Origin of the sequence: Polaromonas sp. JS666 (assembly GCF_000013865.1) — a bacterium.
GTDB lineage: Bacteria > Pseudomonadota > Gammaproteobacteria > Burkholderiales > Burkholderiaceae_C > Polaromonas.
In genome coordinates this window covers 1,112,104-1,128,918 of the sequence record NC_007948.1, presented here as the reverse complement: position 1 = coordinate 1,128,918, position 16,815 = coordinate 1,112,104, and the positions used below count along the sequence as shown (strand labels likewise).

The 16,815-nt window shown below is 62.5% G+C and carries 16 protein-coding genes; 8 read left to right on the top strand and 8 right to left on the bottom strand.

The annotated features are described in order from the left end of the window. Window positions 1–93: 93 nt before the first annotated feature. The 4 genes from BPRO_RS05405 to rodA form a co-directional block, all read right to left on the bottom strand. Complete coding sequence (locus BPRO_RS05405; protein WP_011482048.1) at window positions 94–1,227, bottom strand: 3-deoxy-7-phosphoheptulonate synthase; 1,134 nt, start codon at window positions 1,225–1,227, stop codon at window positions 94–96. Between the two features lie 260 nt (window positions 1,228–1,487). Then, entirely contained in the window at window positions 1,488–3,014 is a 1,527-nt protein-coding gene (tldD, locus tag BPRO_RS05400; RefSeq protein WP_232291497.1) for a metalloprotease TldD, read from the bottom strand. A 109-nt stretch (window positions 3,015–3,123) separates the two neighbouring features. Further along, on the bottom strand, window positions 3,124–3,456 hold the full coding sequence (locus tag BPRO_RS05395; protein WP_011482046.1) for a YegP family protein: 333 nt from the start codon (window positions 3,454–3,456) through the stop codon (window positions 3,124–3,126). A 123-nt stretch (window positions 3,457–3,579) separates the two neighbouring features. Further along, window positions 3,580–4,734 carry a rod shape-determining protein RodA gene (rodA, locus tag BPRO_RS05390; RefSeq protein WP_011482045.1) on the bottom strand — a complete coding sequence of 385 codons (1,155 nt, stop codon included), beginning with the start codon at window positions 4,732–4,734 and terminating at the stop codon, window positions 3,580–3,582. A gap of 211 nt (window positions 4,735–4,945) precedes the next feature. On the opposite strand from rodA, the gene BPRO_RS05385 reads away from it, so the two are divergent. The 8 genes from BPRO_RS05385 to ruvC all read left to right on the top strand — a co-directional run bounded on the left by BPRO_RS05385 (window position 4,946) and on the right by ruvC (window position 12,674). Further along, window positions 4,946–5,545: a YqiA/YcfP family alpha/beta fold hydrolase gene (locus BPRO_RS05385; RefSeq protein ID WP_011482044.1), complete on the top strand. Its 600-nt coding sequence runs from the start codon at window positions 4,946–4,948 to the stop codon at window positions 5,543–5,545. A gap of 84 nt (window positions 5,546–5,629) precedes the next feature. Further along, window positions 5,630–7,705, top strand: a complete 2,076-nt coding sequence (locus BPRO_RS05380; RefSeq protein ID WP_011482043.1) for a ribonuclease catalytic domain-containing protein — start codon at window positions 5,630–5,632, stop codon at window positions 7,703–7,705. A gap of 27 nt (window positions 7,706–7,732) precedes the next feature. Beyond that, window positions 7,733–8,581 (top strand): energy transducer TonB, encoded by an 849-nt coding sequence (locus BPRO_RS05375; protein WP_011482042.1) that lies wholly within the window; start codon window positions 7,733–7,735, stop codon window positions 8,579–8,581. Window positions 8,582–8,651: 70 nt separating this feature from the next. Beyond that, the gene (aroE, locus tag BPRO_RS05370; protein ID WP_011482041.1) at window positions 8,652–9,512 is read left to right on the top strand and encodes a shikimate dehydrogenase; all 861 of its coding nucleotides are present in this window, start codon (window positions 8,652–8,654) and stop codon (window positions 9,510–9,512) included. Beyond that, window positions 9,509–10,246: a monofunctional biosynthetic peptidoglycan transglycosylase gene (gene mtgA, locus BPRO_RS05365; RefSeq protein WP_011482040.1), complete on the top strand. Its 738-nt coding sequence runs from the start codon at window positions 9,509–9,511 to the stop codon at window positions 10,244–10,246. Before aroE ends, mtgA begins: the two co-directional genes overlap by 4 nt. A gap of 225 nt (window positions 10,247–10,471) precedes the next feature. Then, window positions 10,472–11,068, top strand: a complete 597-nt coding sequence (locus BPRO_RS05360; RefSeq protein WP_049764210.1) for a lysophospholipid acyltransferase family protein — start codon at window positions 10,472–10,474, stop codon at window positions 11,066–11,068. Between the two features lie 18 nt (window positions 11,069–11,086). Then, window positions 11,087–12,067 carry a phosphatidate cytidylyltransferase gene (locus tag BPRO_RS05355; protein WP_011482038.1) on the top strand — a complete coding sequence of 327 codons (981 nt, stop codon included), beginning with the start codon at window positions 11,087–11,089 and terminating at the stop codon, window positions 12,065–12,067. A 58-nt stretch (window positions 12,068–12,125) separates the two neighbouring features. Further along, complete coding sequence (ruvC, locus tag BPRO_RS05350) at window positions 12,126–12,674, top strand: crossover junction endodeoxyribonuclease RuvC (protein ID WP_011482037.1); 549 nt, start codon at window positions 12,126–12,128, stop codon at window positions 12,672–12,674. Between the two features lie 92 nt (window positions 12,675–12,766). Here ruvC and BPRO_RS30065 read toward each other — a convergent pair whose 3' ends face one another. From BPRO_RS30065 to ftsA, 4 genes are all read right to left on the bottom strand, one after another. Then, entirely contained in the window at window positions 12,767–12,943 is a 177-nt protein-coding gene (locus BPRO_RS30065) for a hypothetical protein (RefSeq protein ID WP_011482036.1), read from the bottom strand. A 24-nt stretch (window positions 12,944–12,967) separates the two neighbouring features. Further along, window positions 12,968–13,891: a UDP-3-O-acyl-N-acetylglucosamine deacetylase gene (gene lpxC, locus BPRO_RS05345; RefSeq protein WP_011482035.1), complete on the bottom strand. Its 924-nt coding sequence runs from the start codon at window positions 13,889–13,891 to the stop codon at window positions 12,968–12,970. 315 nt (window positions 13,892–14,206) lie between these two features. Continuing rightward, complete coding sequence (ftsZ, locus tag BPRO_RS05340) at window positions 14,207–15,436, bottom strand: cell division protein FtsZ (protein ID WP_011482034.1); 1,230 nt, start codon at window positions 15,434–15,436, stop codon at window positions 14,207–14,209. A gap of 144 nt (window positions 15,437–15,580) precedes the next feature. Then, window positions 15,581–16,810 carry a cell division protein FtsA gene (gene ftsA, locus BPRO_RS05335; protein WP_011482033.1) on the bottom strand — a complete coding sequence of 410 codons (1,230 nt, stop codon included), beginning with the start codon at window positions 16,808–16,810 and terminating at the stop codon, window positions 15,581–15,583. Between the last annotated feature and the right edge of the window lie 5 nt (window positions 16,811–16,815).

Genomic DNA, 16,815 nt, shown 5'->3' with positions numbered 1-16,815 from the left:
TCCCGGTGGTGGAAGACCCATGTTCGCTTTCGCAAGGTGCATCGGCAATTCGCGGAAACCCGCAAGTGCCGGCGCAACTCTTGGCCGCCTGGCCTACTTTTTGGCCCGCCGAGCCAGCACTGCGGCCGACAGCGACTCCAGCACTTCAAGCGAATGGTTCCAGCCCAGGCAGGCATCGGTGATGCTTTTGCCATACTCCAGCGCCTGCGCGTCGTCCTTGCCTGGCGTGAACTTTTGGGCACCGGAATTCAGGTGGCTTTCCACCATCAGGCCGAACACATGATGCGAGCCACCGGCCACCTGGCCTGCGATGTCACGTGCCACATCCACCTGCTTCTCGTGCTGCTTGGAGCTGTTGGCGTGGCTGCAGTCGACCATCAGGGTAGCCGGCAACTTGGAGGCCTCTAGCTCCTTGCAGGCCGCGGCCACGCTGGCAGCGTCGTAATTGGGCGTCTTGCCGCCACGCAAAATCACGTGGCAGTCCCTGTTGCCGTTGGTTTGCACAATCGCGACCTGGCCGTTTTTGTGCACCGACAAAAAGTGGTGGCCGCGCGCAGCCGCCTGGATGGCGTCGGTGGCAATGCGGATGTTGCCGTCGGTGCCGTTCTTGAAACCGATGGGCGCCGACAGGCCGGAGGCCAGTTCGCGGTGCACCTGGCTTTCCGTGGTGCGCGCACCAATCGCGCCCCAGGAGATCAGGTCACCGATGTACTGCGGTGAAATGACATCCAGGAACTCGCTGCCCGCCGGCAAGCCCAGCCGGTTGATTTCAATCAGCAACTGGCGCGCGATGCGCAGGCCTTCGTCGATGCGGAAGGTTTCATCCAGGTAGGGGTCGTTGATCAGCCCTTTCCAGCCGACCGTGGTGCGTGGCTTCTCGAAGTACACGCGCATCACGATCTCCAGCGTGCCCGCGTATTTCTTGCGCTGCTCCATCAGCCGGCGCGCGTACTCCAGGGCCGCTGCCGGATCATGAATGGAGCAGGGACCAATCACCACCAGCAGGCGGTCATCCTTGCCCGCCATGATGTTGTGAATGCTCTTGCGCGTCCGCGTGATCAGCGATTCAACAGCGGTGCCGCGGATCGGGAAGAAGCGGATGAGATGCTCTGGGGGAGGTAGCACGGTAATGTCCTTGATGCGTTCGTCGTCGGTCTGGCTGGTTTTTTCGACGTTCGCATACCAGCTGTCGCTGGAGGGGCTGGCAGAGGTGGCTTTGGCATTCATCGCAGGCTTCCTTTTTAAAATTCAGGCAATTCGGGATCAGTCAAACATTCAAATATTCAAATAAAAACGGCAAAAAAAAACCGCCGGGCGTCCGGCGGTTTTTGGAGATTTGTTGCGTTTTTTCGGGTTACGCGAAGATCTCTCTACCGCCGGAGGCGCTTGAGAACCAAAAGTAACCGAAATAAAATTTCGCTGAAGTCATGGGTTGGAATGTAGCACAGGTCTGAAAAAGGCCCGCAAATACCGCCTCTGACGGCAATTTACGCGGTCCCGCCCACGGTCAGCCCGTCGATGCGCAGCGTCGGCTGGCCGACACCCACCGGCACGCTCTGGCCTTCCTTGCCGCAGGTGCCCACGCCGCTGTCCAGCTGCATGTCATTGCCCATCATGGTGACGCGGGTCAGCGCATCCGGGCCGTTGCCCACAATCGTGGCGCCCTTCACCGGGTACAGGATCTTGCCGTTTTCAACCCAGAACGCCTCGCTGGCCGAGAAAACAAACTTGCCGGAGGTGATGTCAACCTGGCCGCCGCCGAAGTTGGTGGCGTACAGGCCTTTTTTGATACTGGCCACAATCTCTTCAGGCGCCTTGTCGCCGCCCAGCATGTAGGTGTTGGTCATGCGCGGCATGGGCACATGGGCGTAGCTCTCGCGTCGGCCATTGCCGGTGGGCTTGACCTTCATCAGGCGGGCATTAAGCGAGTCCTGGATGTAGCCCTTCAGGATGCCGTCTTCAATCAATACGTTGCGCTGGCTGGCATGGCCTTCGTCATCCACATTGAGCGAGCCGCGGCGGTCGGCGATGGTGCCGTCGTCCAGCACCGTCACGCCTTTGGCAGCAACGCGCTGGCCAATGCGGCCTGAAAACGCGCTGGAGCCCTTGCGGTTGAAGTCGCCTTCCAGTCCGTGGCCAATCGCTTCGTGCAGCAAAATGCCGGGCCAGCCGGGGCCGAGCACCACGGTCATTTCACCGGCAGGCGCGGGGCGCGCGTCCAGGTTGGTCAGCGCGGCCTTCACCGCATCATCCACATACTGCGCAATCTGCGCGTCGTCAAAATAGGCCAGGCCAAAACGGCCGCCGCCACCGCCCGAGCCCATCTCACGGCGGCCCTTTTGCTCGGCAATGACCGTCACGCTCAGGCGCACCAGGGGGCGCACATCGGCGGCCAGCGTGCCGTCGGCGCGGGCCACCATCACCACGTCGTACTCGCTGGCCAGTCCGGCCATCACCTGCACAATGCGCGGGTCTTTGGCTTTGGCGAGTTTTTCCACTTTTTCCAGCAGCTTGACCTTGGCGGTACTGTCCAGCGTGGCAATGGGGTCCAGGTCCTGGTAGAGCGAGCGGCTGCTGGCAATTTTTCGCTGCGGTGTTTTCACGCGGCCGGCCTTGCTGGCGGCAGAAATGCTGCGCACGGTGCGCGCTGCGTCGAGCAGCGAGGCTTCAGAGATGTCGTCGGAATAGGCGAATGCCGTCTTTTCGCCGCTCACGGCGCGCACACCGACGCCCTGGTCGATGCTGAAAGATCCGGTTTTGACAATGCCTTCTTCCAGGCTCCAGCCTTCGCTGCGGGTGTACTGGAAGTACAGGTCGGCATCATCCACCCCATGGGACGTGATCTCACCCAGGGCGCGGTTCAGCGCGGCATCAGTCAGCCCGAACGGTTCAAGCAGGAGCTTTTGCGCAATGAGAAGACGCTGTGAGGTGGACTCGTGCGTAGGACGCGCCAGCGGTCCGGCCCCCACGCTGGTTTGACGAGCGGACACGGCGGCGGATTTGAGTGAGATCATGCAGCCATTGTAGGCAGTCTGGCCCCGAAGCACCCGACCCCGGCGCCCGGGCCATACGCAGGAGGGTTTTGCGGCCGGGGACGGGTTGGGACTTCCGCTCAGAGGCCAGTCAGGTCAGGTCCGTGGTGGCGGCGCCGGGAGCATTGGTCTTGCACGATTCGATGCCGCCATCCCGCGCCGATGCGCTGGCGTACATCTCGCTGACCCCGATGACCTGCCCGTTGCCCGCCTTCAGCGTGAAATAGGGTGAGCCGTCCTTGCCCGAAAGGCGCTCATAGCGGCCGTCGTCTGCTGCGTTTTTCTTGACCGACTCAATGCCGCCGACCGCACTGGCTTTAGTGTCATACATCTCGCTGGCAAGAATCTTCTGGCCATTGCCCGCCAGCAGGGAGAAGAAATACTTGTCGTTTTTTGCCTTCTTGAGCTCAAATTTACCGGCCATCACATGACTCCTTGAAAAAAGATGAGGGGGAATCCAGCTAACCAGCGCCTTTGTACGCGGCAAGTCGCTTGAAGGCAAGCCCCGCCTGTTACTTGACACAGCCAATCCTTGCCTTCAAGGCAGTCAGGTCTGCACCAGCCGTTTGGCCTTGGCAATCGACATCAATATGCCGAGGGCCAGGCCCAGCGTCACCATGGCGGTGCCGCCATAACTGATAAAGGGCAGCGGAACCCCCACGACCGGCAGGATGCCGCTGACCATACCCATGTTGACAAACGCGTAGGTGAAAAAAATCATCGTCAGCGCACCGGCCAGCAGGCGCGCAAACAGCGTGGAGGCCTCCAGGGCAATGGCCAGCCCGCGCAGGATCAGGAAGATAAAACCGGCGATGAGCAGCAGGTTGCCAGCCAGGCCGAACTCTTCGGAATAGGCGGCAAAAATAAAGTCGGTGGTGCGCTCGGGGATGAACTCCAGGTGCGTCTGCGTGCCGGCCATGAAGCCCTTGCCGAACACGCCACCCGAGCCAATGGCAATCATGCCCTGGATGATGTGAAAGCCTTTGCCCAGCGGGTCGCGCGACGGATCGAGCAGCGTGCAGATGCGCTGCTGCTGGTAGTCATGCAGGATGGGCCAGCGCACACCGTCGGCGCACAGTTGCGGCTCGAACCACACCACAAGGAAAACACCCACCAGGCCCAGCAGCACCGGAGGAACAATCAGTTTCCAGCTCAGGCCGGCGAAAAAAATCACCGCCAGACCTGCAGCCAGCACCAGCAGGGAGGTCCCCAGGTCAGGCTGCTTCATGATGAGCCCGACGGGTAGTGCCAGCAACAGGCCGGCCGCCAGAAAATCCAGCGGCCTGAGCTGCCCTTCGCGCTTCTGGAACCACCAGGCCAGCATCAGCGGCATCGCGATCTTCAGGATTTCACTGGGCTGGATCACCACCCCGACATTGAGCCAGCGACGCGCGCCCTTTTTGGTGACACCAAAGATGGCGACCGCCACCAGCAGGCCCACGCCGACTACATAGAGCGGGACGGCGAATGCCATCAGGCGCTGTGGCGGGATCTGCGCCACCACAAACATGATGCCCCCGGCAATCAGCATGTTGCGGCCATGGTCAGCAAAGCGGCTGCCATGGTCGTAGCCGGAGGAATACATGATCAACAGGCCGGCACAGGCCAGCAAAAAGACCGCAAAGGCCAGGGGGCCGTCAAAACCCTGCAGCAGGGGGGCGGTTCGCTGGAAAAGTGAGGGTTTGTCGAAAACGGCGGCCATGCACCGATTATCTGCCAGCTTCCATGCCACCAGGCACAGGAAGCTGATTGGGTTCACCCTGTTTAGCTATCAATACAATAGCTAACTATTCCTTCATTGATTGGGTAAAACCGTTTTTCCAGCAATTCAGTTATCACCACCTCGGCCACCCAATATCCACGCGCAAGCCCCCGCACCGGCCCGCTGCGGCTCAGCCACGTACCATGTCGCCATGCCCACCACCCACCTGCTCTACCTGCACGGCTTTCGCTCCTCGCCCCAGTCCGTCAAGGCGAAAAAAATGGCCGCCATCGTGCGGCTGCGCCATCCGTCCGTGCGGTGGTGGTGCCCGCAACTACCACCCTCCCCGCGCGAGGCCCTGCAGGCAATCATGGACGGCATTGCCGGCTGGCCCCGGGAAGCCGGCTTTGAGAGCCTGGCCGTGGTCGGCTCCTCACTCGGCGGTTTTTACGCCACCGCAGTGGCCGAACGGACCGGCTGCAGGGCGGTGCTGCTTAACCCCGCGGTGGAGCCGGCACGCGACCTGAGCGGCTATATAGGTGAGCAAACCGCCTGGCACAACGCTGGAGAGCACTTTTTCTTTGAACCCCGCTTTGTCGACGAGTTGCGCGCGCTGCAGGCCGGCCCGCTGAAAACGCCTGAAAACTACCTGGCCGTGATCGCCAAAGGCGACGAAGTGCTGGACTGGCGCGAAATGACCGCCCGCTATGCCGGTGCGCAGATACGGCTGCTCGAAGGCGGTGACCATGCCCTGAGCGATTTCGACCTGCACCTGCCGGCGATTCTGGATTTTCTGGACCTGGCCCCCTGAACCCCGCCACACTGCCCAAAAGCCCGCCTGATTACACTAGCGGCAAGCATGTAACGGCCAACCAAGGCCTCAAAGGATTTCGTTTTGTTTGTATTGTTTGAAGAGACCGGCAAGTTTCTGGCTGGCCGGATTTTGTCGGAGAGCGACGCGTCGCTGCAGGTCGAACTCGACTCCGGCAAACGCGTGAAGGTCAAGGCGGCCAATGCGCTGCTGAAGTTTGAAAAGCCCGCCCCCGCCGAGTTGGTGGCCGCCGGGCAAAAATTGAGTGCCGACATCGAGCTGGACCTGGCCTGGGAATTCGCCAGCGACGAGGAATTCGGCTTTGCCGACCTGGCGCGCGACTATTTCAGTTCCGACGCGTCCAGACCCGCCTCCCTCGAGCAGCAGGCCGCGGCGCTGTTCCGCCTGTTCGAGTCGCCGCATTATTTCCGGCGGGCGGGCAAGGGCCGCTTCAAGAAAGCGCCGGCAGAAATCCTGCAGCAGGCATTGGTCGCCATCGAAAAGAAAAAGCAGCTCGCCGCGCAGATTACCGCGTGGGCAGAAGAACTCGCGCAAGGGCAATGCCCCGGCCCGGTGCGCGAGCAGCTCTACAAAATCCTGTTCAAGCCCGACAAGAACAGCGCCGAATACAAGGCCGTGGTCGAGGCTTCACGCAGCACGCACATCGCACCGCTGGATCTGCTGCAAAAAGCCGGCGCCATTGCCTCGCCCTACCAGTTTCACTGGAAGCGCTTTTTGTTTGAGAACTTCCCCAAGGGGACGGCCTTCCCGGCCCTGCAGGCACCCGAGATCAAGGACGATCTGCCGCTGGCGGACGTGAAAGCGTTTTCCATCGACGATTCCGCCACCACCGAGATCGACGATGCCCTGTCGGTGCAGGGCCTGGGCAGCGGCACCGTCACGCTGGGTATTCACATTGCAGCACCCGGCCTGGCCGTGCTGCCTGGCAGCGCGATCGATGCAGTGGGCCGCGCGCGGCTGTCCACCGTGTATATGCCGGGCTACAAGCTGACCATGCTGCCCGACGATATCGTCAAGACCTATACGCTGCTGGAGGGCCGCAACTGCCCCGCGCTGTCGCTCTACCTCACGCTGGACGAGGCCACCTTCGAGATCAAGGCAAGTGCCACACGGCTGGAACAGGTGCCCATCGTCAGCAACCTGCGGCACGACAAGCTGGACAGCGTCTTCACCGAGGCATTTTTTGAAGCGGCCCAGGCCAGCCCGCCGGTGGATGTCCAGTGGGGCGTGGAGCTGTCCTTTCTGCACCGCCTGGCCAGACACCTGAAGGCCCAGCGCGAAGTGGTGCGCGGCAAGCCTGAGAACTTCAACCGGCCCGACTACAACTTCCGGCTCGACAACCCGTCCGGCCAGGAGCCGCAGGGCGATGAGACCGTCAGCATCAGCACACGCCAACGTGGCGCCCCGCTCGACCTGATCGTGGCCGAAGCCATGATCCTGGCCAACAGCACCTGGGGCCAGTGGCTGGCCGAGCACGGCGTGCCCGGCATTTACCGCAGCCAGGCCAGCCTGGCGCCCGGCGTGAAGGTGCGCATGGGCACCAAGGCCCTGCCGCACGCAGGGATTGGCGTCAAGAGCTACGCCTGGAGCACTTCGCCGCTGCGCCGCTACACCGACCTGGTCAACCAGTGGCAAATCATTGCCTGCGCACGGCACGGCCGAACGGCGGCCCTGGCGGCCCCCTTCAAGCCCAAGGACGCGGAACTCTTTTCCATCATTTCGGGTTTTGACGCCGCCTACAGCGCCTACAACGGCTTTCAGGCCGGCATTGAGCGCTACTGGACGCTGAAGTACCTGGAACAAAACGGCATCACCGAGCTGACGGCCACCGCCTTCAAGGACAACCTGATTCGCGCCGACGACCTGCCGCTGGTGCTGCCTGCGCTGGGCGCGCAGGGCCTGCCGCGCGGTGCCAAAGTGCGGGTGAAGCTCGGTGCGATTGACGAGATCACCCTGGATATCTCGGGCGCGGTGACGGAGCGACTGGATGCCGTGGCCGAGGAATCCGCCGAGGCGATGGAGATGGAACTGGAAGAAGAGGACGCGGAGGCCGACCTGGCAGCCGGCCCGATCTCGATTGCAGTCGATGTCAACGAGCCGGCAGCCGATAGCGCGCCCGCACTCGCAGCGGCTGATTGACACAGATAAGCCCGATAATCCCTTCCTGTGAAGTCACCAAGCACACTGCAAATTGCCCTGGGCGCCTCCATCGCCTTTCATGCGGTGCTGCTGACCGTGCGTTTTGTCGACCCGGAGCGCTTTAACCGCGTGTTCCAGGACACACCGCTGGAAGTGATTCTGGTCAACGCGAAATCCCGTGAAAAACCGGACTTTGCCAAAGCCATAGCGCAAGCCTCGCTGGCCGGCGGCGGCCAGCTTGAAAAAGGCCGCGCCACCTCTCCCCTGCCGCCCTCGGCCCTGACCGAAATGGGTGATGCCAGCGACGAGACGCAGCGGCAGATTGAATCGCTGCATGAGCAGCAGACCCAGTTGCTGACGCAAATCAAGAAACAGCTGGCCACGATGCCGCCACCCGACATGACGCAGGCGGCCACCAACCCCGCGCATGCCGATCGTGAGGAAAAGCGCCGGCAGCTCGTCAAGATACTGGCCGAAATTGAACGGCGCATCAACGAAGAGAATGCCCGGCCCAAAAAACGCTACATCAGTCCGGCGACCCGCGAAGAGGTTTATGCGGTGTACTACGACGAGCTGCGCCGAAAAATCGAGGACAAGGGTACGGTGAACTTTCCCGAGCTGGCCGGCAAAAAACTGTATGGCGAGCTCACCATGGTCATGACCGTGAATTTTGATGGCCGCATCCTGGACACCGAAGTGGCAGAAACTTCCGGCAACCTGACACTGGACCGCAGGGCCCAAAGCATCGTCCGCGGCACCGGCCCCTTCGGCCGCTTCACCGAGGCCATGCGCCGCAAGGCAGACCAGATCGTGGTGGTGTCCCGCTTCAAGTTCACGCGGGACGACACGCTGGAAACCCGGCTGACCAGCCGCTGAGCCTTCGCACGCCCCTTGCCGACAACGCCCCGATGCCAACCGCCTTCACTCATGCATAAGCCTTGTATCCATGGATAAGTATTTCGTCCTCGGCAACCCGATTCAACACAGCAAATCGCCGCAGATTCATGCACGCTTTGCCGAACTGACAGGCCAGACGCTGGAATACGACCGGCTGCTCACGCCGCTCGACGGCTTTGCCGCGACGCTCGCGCAACTGGTGCAGAGCGGCGCGCGCGGCTGCAACGTCACGGTTCCGTTCAAATTCGAGGCCTTTCAGGCAGCCGGCACTCAGAGCGACCGGGCGCAGCTGGCCCAGGCCGCCAACACCCTGAAGCTGGACGGCAACACCATTTACGCCGACAACACCGATGGCATAGGGCTCGTCAACGATATCCAGAACAACGCCGGTGTTTCACTGGCCGGTCGCGACGTCCTGCTCATAGGCGCCGGCGGCGCGGGTGCCGGCGCGCTGGCACCGCTGCTGGCAGCCGGACCGCGCAGGCTGGTGCTGGCCAACCGCACCCGGGCCAAGGCCGATGCACTGGTGTTGCGCCACACCCTGCACCCGTCCCTGCAGGAGGCGCTACAAAAAACAGAGCTATCAGCCCAGGATTTGCAGGGGATAGATGGTAGTTTTGATGTCGTGATCAATGCCAGCGCGAGCAGCCTGAGCGGTGGCGGCGTGCCAGTGGACAGCCGCGTGCTCAAGCCGGGCGCGCTGGCGTACGACATGATGTATGGCCCTGCGGCGGACGGTTTCATGACCTGGGCCCGCGAACACGGCGCCACGCCACGTGACGGCCTGGGCATGCTGGTGGAGCAGGCCGCCGAGGCGTTTGCGCTGTGGCGCGGCGTGCGGCCGCCATCGCAGCAGGTCCTGCAGGAAATGCGGACAGCCATGCAGACGCAGCAGACGCAGGCCAGATGAAAGCGCTGCTGCGCCTGCTGGGTCTGGTACTGTTGGCGGGTCTGGCCCTGCAGATTTATTTTGTGGCCCGGATCGCGCTGATGGCCGTGGTCAAACCCGAATCGACCGCCTTTCAGCGTTCGGAAATTTACCTCATCGCCCGGCATACCGGAACGTTGAAGTGGCGCCAGCAGTGGGTGCCCTATGCGGCCTTGCCAGACCACCTCAAGCGCGCGGTGATTGCGTCGGAAGATGCCAGCTTCGCCGAGCACGAAGGCGTGGACTTGGAAGCGCTGGAGAAGGCTTGGGAAAAAAACGCCAGGGCGGAGCAGCGCGCCGCGCAGCTGGGCAGCCGGCTGGCCCCCACCCGCACTGCGAAGCCGCCGAAGATCATTGGCGGCTCCACCATCACCCAGCAACTGGCCAAAAACCTGTTCCTGTCGGGTGAGCGCACACTGCTGCGCAAGGGCCAGGAGCTGCTGCTGACGCTGCTGCTGGAAGCCCTGCTGGACAAGCGGCGCATTCTGGAGATTTACCTCAACAGCGTCGAGTGGGGAGAAGGCGTGTTTGGCGCCGAAGCCGCCGCCCAGCACTACTACCGCAAACCGGCGGCCCGGTTAAGCGCCTATGAAGCGGCACGACTGGCCGTGATGCTGCCGCGGCCCAAGTATTTTGAAACCCGGCCGGGCTCTGGTTACCTGGCCTCACGCGCCAGCACCATTGCGGCGCGCATGGGCGGTGTGGAGCTGCCTTGACAGTTAGCTGATGAACTCTAAAAAAAGCACTGGCAACACAATTTTCCGACGGTCCGCCCCTAGGAAAATTAGCCCCCGAGGGGCTGGAGCCTGCGGCTCCAAGCCTGCCAGCGCAGGCTTGGACAGGCGACAGAGGCGAAGCGTCTGGCGAGCCGCGGCCTGCAAGGCCTCGCGTATTACACGCAGTGAAAAGCGTGGGGGCCATATCTAGTGCTGGCCAAACTCATGAGCATGTTTTTGCTGGGACTGATTCGCTTGCTGACCGGTGCCCAGGCGCGCTGGCAGGGCTGCCCACCCAAGGCCGAGCAGCGGATTTACTTTGCCAACCACCAGAGCCATGTGGATCTGGTCCTCATGTGGGCCGCCCTGCCCGAAGAGCTGCGCAGCATCACGCGGCCCATCGCGGCCAAGGATTACTGGACCAAAACGCCGTTCAAAAAATGGATCACCACGGCGGTGTTCAACGCCATTTATGTGGACCGCGTCAAAACCGGCGAGCAGGATCCGCTGGAGCCCCTGATTGAGGCGCTCACCAACGGCGACTCCATCATCCTGTTTCCGGAGGGCACTCGGGGCAACCACGAGGAGCCTCAGAATTTCAAGTCCGGCCTGTACAACCTGGCGCAAAAATTCCCCCAGGTCGTGCTGGTGCCGGCCTGGATCAACGATGTGCAGCGGGTGATGCCCAAGGGAGAAGTGGTGCCCGTGCCCATCCTGTGCTCGGTCACGTTTGGAGCACCCATCGCGGTGGGCGCCGGGGAAGACCGAGGCAGTTTTCTGGCCCGCGCGCGCCAGGCCGTCATGGACCTGCGGCAAACCTGATCAAGCACGGATGCTCCGATGAACACCTTTCTGCGCAACCTGACACCCGGCCAGCAGGTGGGCCTGCTGTTTGTGGTGGTTTTTGGCCTGCTTCTCATCATCAGCGTGGCTGCGTTTGTCTTGTCGCTGCAGGACCGGCACGAGGATGACCTGCACACGCAAAAGCTCAAGGATTTCAATGGCCTGCTGAGAACCTCGTGGGTGATGTGCATGGTGTTCTGGGTCGGCTGGACCCTGGGTGAAACCGCGGCCACGGTGCTGTTTGGCCTGGTGGCCTTTTTTGCGCTGCGCGAATTCATCACGCTCTCGCCGACCCGGCAGGGCGATCACCGCAGCCTGGTGCTGGCTTTTTTTGTGGTGCTGCCCGCGCAGTTTGCCCTGGTCATCACCCGGCATTTCGACCTCGTCACCGTGTTCATCCCGGTTTATGTGTTCCTGGCAATTCCAGTCGTCAGCGCGCTGGCGGATGACCCGCACCGCTTCCTGGAGCGCAACGCCAAATTGCAGTGGGGCATCATGGTCTGCGTCTACGGCATCAGCCATGTGCCGGCCCTGCTGCTGCTGAAGTTTCCGAATTACCAGGGCAAGAATGCCTTCCTCGTGTTTTTCCTGGTGTTTGTCGTGCAGAGCTGCATGATCGTGCAGCACCTGGCCAGCCGCCGGCTGGCGCGGGCGCCGATTGCGCCCAACGTGAGCAAAAGCTTTGAATGGACCAGCTGGCTGACCGCCGTGGTCGTGGCCAGCCTGGTCGGCGGCCTGATGGCGGGCCTGACGCCCTTCAAGCCGGCCCAGGCGGTGGCCATGGCCCTGATCGCCTGCGTGGCCGGCTCCATGGGCCACCTGGTGATGAAGGCCCTCAAACGCGACCGCGGGATTACCAACTGGGGTTCGGAAGGAAAATCAGTCACCGGCGCCAGCGGTTTGCTGGACCGCGTCGATGCCCTGTGTTTTGCCGCACCGATATTCTTCCATTCGGTTCGATGGTATTTTGGCCTCTAGCCCTTTCATTTCACTTTCATTTCAAATCCTGCGCAAGCAGCTACCAAATTTATAGCCTATGCGTATTCTTGGAATTGACCCTGGCTTGCAGATCGCCGGATTCGGCGTGGTCGAAGTCGACGGCCCCCACTTGCACTATGTGGCCAGCGGCACCATCAAGACCACGCACATGGTGCGCGGCGACCTGCCGGCCCGGCTGAAGGTGCTGTTTGACGGGGTACGGGAAGTGGTGCAGCGCTACCAGCCCGACATGGCCTCGGTGGAGATCGTCTTTACCAACGTCAACCCACAGGCCACGCTGCTGCTGGGGCAGGCGCGCGGTGCCTGCATCACGGCCCTGGTCTCCAGCGATCTCACCGTGGCCGAATACACGGCCCTGCAAATGAAGAAGGCGGTGGCCGGCTATGGCAAGGCCGGCAAGGCCGAGGTCCAGCAGATGGTGATGCGGCTGCTGAAATTGCCGGCCCTGCCCGGCAAGGACGCCGCCGATGCCCTGGGCCTGGCCATCACCCATGCCCATGCCGGGCGTTCAACGGCCATCCTGGCGGCCGCCACGGCGTTGAAGCCCAACGCCAGCGCTTCTTACAAGGCGGGTCGGCACTATTGAGCCCAACGCTTTTCGCTTCATGTAATGCGCGGCCATCTGAAGGAACCGTTTTTCGCTGGGCCTGCCCGGCAGAAAGACTGCAGCACGCCTTCTCAGGCCACGCGCTCCAGAATGAGAACGGCAAAAAATCCGAAAGCCGCAATCAGCGTCCACTTGAGGATGATCAGGCCGAATCGCCTGAACCGCGGCTGCCCCGTTCCCGCGTAAAACATGAAGGACATGGCGGAGACCAGCAGCAACAGCAGGACGAGCCAGCGAAAGAACAGCATGGCGTGTGGACTGTCTGTTGCGGGCTACCAGGCGCGCGCCAGGGTGGCAAAGCCCTGAGGAGCCCGTTTTTCGTCTGCAAAGGTGACGACTTCGTAAGCGTCCTGGTGGGCCAGCAGCTCACGCAACAGCTTGTTGTTCATCGCATGGCCGGAGCGAAAGGCGCTGTAGGCCGCCAGCAGCGGTTTGCCCAACAGGTACAGGTCGCCCATGGCGTCGAGGATCTTGTGCTTCACGAACTCGTCGTTGTAGCGCAGGCCCTCGCTGTTGAGCACCTTGTAGTCGTCCATGACGATGGCATTGTCGAGCCCGCCGCCCAGGGCCAGCCCGTTGGCGCGCATCATTTCGACGTCTTTTGTAAAGCCGAAGGTGCGGGCGCGGGCGATGTCTCGCGAATAGGAACCTGAACTCAGGTCAAACTCCACGCGCTGGCCGGTGGAGTCGACGGCCGGATGGTCGAAGTCAATTTCAAAACTCAGCTTGTAGCCCTCGTAGGGACTCAGGCGCGCCCACTTGGCCGTGGCGCCTTCGCCCTCGCGCACCTCGACCGGCTTGAGCACGCGAATGAATCGCTTGGGCGCGGACTGCAGCTCGATGCCGGCGGACTGCAGCAGGAAGACGAATGAAGAGGCCGAACCATCCAGAATGGGCACCTCTTCCGCGGTGATGTCGATGTACAGGTTGTCGATGCCCAGGCCGGCGCAGGCCGACATCAGGTGCTCGACAGTGTGCACCTTGGCGCCACCGGCCGAGATGGTCGACGCCAGCCGGGTGTCGGTCACGGCCTGCGCCGAGATGACGATATCCACCGGCTGCGGCAAATCCACCCGCCGAAACACAATGCCGGTATCCGGCGGCGCCGGCCGCAAGGTCAACTCCACCCGCTGGCCGCTGTGCAGGCCCACGCCCACGGCCTTGGTCAGGGATTTGAGTGTTCTTTGGGCAAGCATCAGGTCATTTTAATTTGAGCGGGGCCATTTCACGGGTAGGGGATAGCAATGCCCCGCATAGCCAGACCCTAAAGAGAATCGCGACGAACGTCCAATGAGCGTCCTGAGGGACTACAGAATGATCGAATGGAAAGCATAGCGAGCGGTCCGAGGTTGAGCCGAGGAGCACAGCCGTAGGACAGTACGGCGCGCACCACAGGCTCAAGATCGGGCCGCGCAGCAGCTTTACATCCGTGCGCCGCGCCGGGCCGCCCCGAGCAAGCACAGCCCCCTTGGGGCAGCGCAGTACGCGAAGCGACAAGCGTGGGGGCACTTTCAGTCGGCCTGTTTCCTGAGAAACGCCGGGATCTCGAAGTCATCCATGCCGCCGGAGGCCAGCGCATCGACCTTGGCAGCCGCCTGGGTGCGGTTGGTACGCCACACGCTGGGCACGGTCATGTTGCCGTAATCAGGCTGCATGCTGCCCATGGCCGTCTGCGGCACACCTGCGCCGCCGGCCACCGTGTTGAGCGTGGGCACATTGAAGGGCACGTTGTCGGTGCCCGTGCGCAAAACCTGCAGCGGCGGCGCGTGGCGACGCACGCCCTGGCGGCTCAGGCCGGTGGCGACCACCGTGACACGGATCTCGTCACCCAGTTCGTCGTCGTAAGCCGTGCCGTAGATCACGTGCGCATCGGGCGAGGCGTAGGCGCGGATGGTGTTCATCGCCAGCTTGGACTCGCTCAGCTTGAGCGAGCCCTTGGCCGCGGTGATCAGCACCAGCACGCCCTTGGCGCCCGACAGGTCAATGCCCTCCAGCAGCGGACAGGCCACCGCCTGTTCGGCGGCGATGCGGGCGCGGTCGGGGCCATTGGCCTTGGCCGTGCCCATCATGGCCTTGCCGGGCTCGCCCATCACGGTACGCACGTCTTCAAAGTCAACGTTGACGTGGCCGGGCACATTGATGATCTCGGCGATGCCGCCCACGGCGTTTTTCAGCACGTCGTTGGCATGGGCGAAGGCTTCATCCTGGGTGACGTCATCGCCCAGCACTTCGAGCAGCTTTTCGTTGAGCACCACGATCAGCGAGTCGACATTGGCTTCCAGCTCGGCCAGGCCCAGGTCGGCGTTGGTCATGCGGCGGCCGCCTTCGAATTCGAAAGGCTTGGTCACCACGCCCACCGTCAAAATGCCCATCTCCTTGGCGATGCGGGCGATCACCGGCGCGGCGCCGGTGCCGGTACCGCCACCCATGCCGGCCGTGATGAACAGCATGTGCGCGCCAGCGATGGCGCTGCGGATGTCATCCACCGCCACCTCGGCCGCGTCACGGCCCTTGTCGGGCTTGCTGCCCGCACCCAGCCCGCTGCTGCCCAGCTGGATGGTCTTGTGCGCGCTGCCGCGGCTGAGCGCCTGGGCGTCGGTGTTGGCGCAGATGAACTCGACGCCCTGCACATTGCAATCGATCATGTGACCGACAGCATTGCCGCCACCACCACCGACACCGATCACCTTGATTTGTGTGCCCTGGTTGAATTCTTCGATTTCAATCATTTCGATGCTCATTGGGAGCCTCCTGTCAATAAACTGCAGTTGCCAAAATTTTTTAAACGGTCTTGATGCCTGAGCCACCCTGTCATGCAGGGGGGTCTGCCCCTCCGCAGTGGGTACAACGTGAAGAGCGACGAATGAAACTGAAAAAGTTGTTCATCAGAAATTCCCCACAAACCAGTCTTTGACCCGACCAAAAGCGTTGTGCACGCTGCCCGCCTTCTGCGCCACCTTGTAGCCCCGCATGCGCGCCAGCCGTGCTTCCTCGAGCAAACCCATCACCGTTGCGGCGCGGGCCTGTGCCACCATGTCGGACAGCGCACTGGAGTAGCGCGGTATGCCGCGCCGCACCGGCTTGAGGAAGATGTCTTCGCCAAGTTCCACCATGCCGGGCATCACCGCGCTGCCGCCGGTGATCACGATGCCGGACGACAGCACCTCTTCGTAGCCCGATTCACGAATGACCTGCTGGACCAGTGAATAAATCTCTTCGATGCGCGGCTCGATCACGCCGGCCAGGGCCTGCTTGCTGAGCATGCGCGGGCCGCGGTCGCCCAGGCCTGGAACCTCGACCTGGGTGTCGGGATCGGCCAGCAACTGCTTGGCATAGCCGCTTTCGACCTTGATGTCCTCGGCATCCTTGGTCGGCGTGCGCAGGGCCATGGCGATATCGCTGGTGATCAGGTCGCCGGCAATCGGAATGACCGCGGTGTGCCGGATGGCGCCACCGGTAAAAATGGCGACATCCGTGGTGCCGGCGCCAATGTCCACCAGCGCCACGCCAAGCTCCTGCTCGTCCTGCGTCAGCACGGCCAGGCTGGAGGCCAGCGGGTTGAGCATCAGCTGGTCGACCTCCAGCCCGCAGCGCCTGACGCACTTGATAATGTTCTCGGCAGCGCTTTGCGCGCCGGTCACGATATGCACCTTGGCCTCGAGCCGGATGCCACTCATGCCGATCGGCTCGCGCACATCCTGGCCGTCGATGACGAACTCCTGCGGCTCCACCAGCAGCAGCCGCTGGTCGGTCGAGATGTTGATGGCCTTGGCCGTTTCGATCACGCGGGCCACATCGGCCTGCGTCACTTCCTTGTCCTTGACCGCAACCATGCCGCTGGAATTGATGCCGCGGATATGGCTGCCGGTGATGCCGGTGTAAACCCGGGAAATCTTGCAGTCGGCCATCAGCTCGGCCTCCTTCAGGGCCTGCTGGATGCTTTGCACGGTGGCGTCAATGTTGACCACCACACCGCGCTTGAGGCCGTTGCTGGCCGCAATGCCCAGGCCCGCAAGCTTGAGTTCACCGCCCGGCATGACTTCCGCCACCACGGCCATGACCTTGCTGGTTCCAATGTCCAGTCCAACCACCAGGTCCTTGTATTCTTTGGCCATATATA

Bases quoted from the DNA above. Each gene is read 5' to 3' on its own strand.
- BPRO_RS05405 (WP_011482048.1), bottom strand. From the start codon at position 1,227: ATGAATGCCAAAGCCACCTCTGCCAGCCCCTCCAGCGACAGCTGGTAT.
- tldD (WP_232291497.1), bottom strand. From the start codon at position 3,014: ATGATCTCACTCAAATCCGCCGCCGTGTCCGCTCGTCAAACCAGCGTG.
- BPRO_RS05395 (WP_011482046.1), bottom strand. From the start codon at position 3,456: ATGGCCGGTAAATTTGAGCTCAAGAAGGCAAAAAACGACAAGTATTTC.
- rodA (WP_011482045.1), bottom strand. From the start codon at position 4,734: ATGGCCGCCGTTTTCGACAAACCCTCACTTTTCCAGCGAACCGCCCCC.
- BPRO_RS05385 (WP_011482044.1), top strand. From the start codon at position 4,946: ATGCCCACCACCCACCTGCTCTACCTGCACGGCTTTCGCTCCTCGCCC.
- aroE (WP_011482041.1), top strand. From the start codon at position 8,652: ATGGATAAGTATTTCGTCCTCGGCAACCCGATTCAACACAGCAAATCG.
- mtgA (WP_011482040.1), top strand. From the start codon at position 9,509: ATGAAAGCGCTGCTGCGCCTGCTGGGTCTGGTACTGTTGGCGGGTCTG.
- BPRO_RS05360 (WP_049764210.1), top strand. From the start codon at position 10,472: ATGAGCATGTTTTTGCTGGGACTGATTCGCTTGCTGACCGGTGCCCAG.
- BPRO_RS05355 (WP_011482038.1), top strand. From the start codon at position 11,087: ATGAACACCTTTCTGCGCAACCTGACACCCGGCCAGCAGGTGGGCCTG.
- ruvC (WP_011482037.1), top strand. From the start codon at position 12,126: ATGCGTATTCTTGGAATTGACCCTGGCTTGCAGATCGCCGGATTCGGC.
- BPRO_RS30065 (WP_011482036.1), bottom strand. From the start codon at position 12,943: ATGCTGTTCTTTCGCTGGCTCGTCCTGCTGTTGCTGCTGGTCTCCGCC.
- lpxC (WP_011482035.1), bottom strand. From the start codon at position 13,891: ATGCTTGCCCAAAGAACACTCAAATCCCTGACCAAGGCCGTGGGCGTG.
- ftsZ (WP_011482034.1), bottom strand. From the start codon at position 15,436: ATGAGCATCGAAATGATTGAAATCGAAGAATTCAACCAGGGCACACAA.
- ftsA (WP_011482033.1), bottom strand. From the start codon at position 16,810: ATGGCCAAAGAATACAAGGACCTGGTGGTTGGACTGGACATTGGAACC.